Source organism: Aetokthonos hydrillicola CCALA 1050 (assembly GCF_017591665.1).
GTDB classification, from domain to species: Bacteria; Cyanobacteriota; Cyanobacteriia; order Cyanobacteriales; family Nostocaceae; genus Aetokthonos; species Aetokthonos hydrillicola.
In genome coordinates this window covers 1-2,333 of the sequence record NZ_JAAKGC010000293.1, presented here as the reverse complement: position 1 = coordinate 2,333, position 2,333 = coordinate 1, and the positions used below count along the sequence as shown (strand labels likewise).

1 protein-coding gene is annotated in these 2,333 nt (G+C 40.2%); it reads right to left on the bottom strand.

What is annotated here, in order from left to right; translation table 11 throughout:
- Positions 1-625: 625 nt before the first annotated feature.
- A partial coding sequence (locus tag G4P69_RS37125) for a DMT family transporter (RefSeq protein WP_208354859.1) occupies positions 626-2,333 on the bottom strand: 1,708 nt, incomplete at its 5' end.

Here is a 2,333-nt window from a genome sequence, read left to right as displayed (position 1 = left end):
CTCTCGGCACTTATGTTATTTCTGTTTTTTTCATAGAAAATTTAAATTCACATGATCAAAGGTGAGAATATGCTGACAAAGCAAATACATTAGCTTGCCACCATGAAAAGTTTCTCCCTCACAGAACTTCTCTTTCTCGGGTTAGCATCATCAAGTATAGGGTACTTCAGAAGCTATCAGAAAAATGTGATTTGATCAAGCTGAGAGATTTTGGGTGATGCTTTTTCCATGCAGGTGTAAAAAACTTTCTGCGGCACACCAGTTTCTACCACAAGTGGCGTGGTGCAAAAATCGAGTGTCTAAGGGTTTTGCTAAGTACAGCTTTGCAAGGACTACGCTTGCTGGTTCAGGCTTCAGCTCAGAATTCTTTCAGTTAAACGGAAGTACGAGACACTCCCTGCCTTTGGTAGTAATTTTTGTGTGTCGAAAGTGAACACACTGCTTTGGAAAATGCTCTTTCGCCCTGAATTTGAAGAAATAATAAACCTCAAGTAGAGGAGATTATTCAATGTTCAAAAAACCTCTCATTTTTGACAAGATTCTTGCCAATGGTAGCAATTTGTCTTTATAACTTATGTTAAAAGGACTACAAAATTAAATAATTTATTGTGTTTAAAAAATAAAACTAACTTACGTTTCTGGATTGTCTGACCCGATTGCGGATTTTCTCTATGCTAAAAGCAGCCGCACCTAATGTGACTAGCATAACTCCCAAAACCTGCACCAGACCGAAACTTTCTTGAATAATCAATCCTGCAAACACTACGGTTAAAGCAGGAACGAGCGCACCGAAAATAGCTGCTTGGTTTGCACCTATTTTGCGAACACCAAGACTGTTCAGCAAATAGCCGCAGAGTGTTAGTAAACCCAAGATGAAAGCACTTAAAATAAGTTCAAGTACTTTATTGGGGTTGATCTGCATGCTCCAATTCGTTGGTAAAGGCACGATCAAACTTAGAAAGGATAACAGCAACATAGTCACGAAGTTCATTAACGTGAATGTGACTGGATGTATTTTAGCAGCACATATACGTGTAAGAACTACATAGAAGCCAAAAGCCACTCCCGAAAAAATTGCGCTGGTACCGCCCAAAGACATATTACCCATGTCTGAGCTTGTAGAACCAAGCAAAACTAGCAACTCACCCAAACCAATAGCGGATACTGCTCCACCACTATATGAAGTAAGGCGATCCCGGAACAAAAACCAAGATAGCAATCCACTGAAAACCGGATAGACAAAGAAAAGTGTGATTGCTATTCCAGTGGGTACTTGACCAATAGCAAGGTAAAGTAGCACCTGAGACAAAAACAAAAAGCACCCGCTCAAAACTGATAATACCAACACCTGCTTTGTATTTGGGTTCCCAGTAGAGTTATAATTCCGTGCTGAGTCAATCAGATTTTGTACATCTTGCCATATTCGTGGATGCAGTATAGGAGCCAGAAGTAACATCAGTGGGACAACCACCATCATCCGTAGCATTAAAATTAATAAAGAATTCCCTAGCGTTGGAGATATGAGGCGTTCTACCTCAAAAACTCCAAAGATATAGAAATTTGGGTGGAAAATGACTTTAAGAGCTACGTTGTAAACAGAAGAAGCAGCAGTTGATAATACGATCAACCATAAACCCAGTGAGCCTAGAGACATCTCTTTTGTCTGCCTTGATGGCTCTTTCTCTGGTGCTGAGGTATTAATATCTGGAGACTGAGTTTGCTTACGTGGAGTTTTTCTAGCAGTAAAGAAATTTACTGGATTGATTTGTTTTACTGAGTTAAGAAATGACAGAGATTCTTCTGAACTGCTGTCTGGTTCTGAGTTAGTTGGAGCCTCAAAGGAACTACTTTGCTCTAATGAAGCGTGTTTAATGTAAGGAGACGCAGAAGGGAGAGTTTGTCTTGTTGTTTCCAGTTCTGCACGGAGGCTATTAACTAACTCTGCCAAAATTGCTTCTCCTTGTTGCTGTTGACTTTGCATCCGTAACAGCTGTTGAGAAAAATTACTTTGATAGTTTTTAAGCTCTTGTTGCAGTGTGTTAAAGGCAATGGTTAGGGTGTCATCTAGAGAACCAACGAGTTGTTCAGCATTGCGGGTAATATTTCGAGGGTGGTTATCAACTGGATTAAGAGTATCTCTTTTAACAGGAACACGCTGTACTGCTTGAGTAGCTAAATTCTCCAGCGAGGATTGTAGTTGAGAAGATATATGATTTGCTAAAACTTGGGCTAACTGGCGCACAAGCGCTTGTTGCTCCCCTATATGCTGTCCATGCTGTAAATACTCTTTTTCCGCTTGCAGTCGTTGAATATCGTCGGCTAAACGAGTTTTT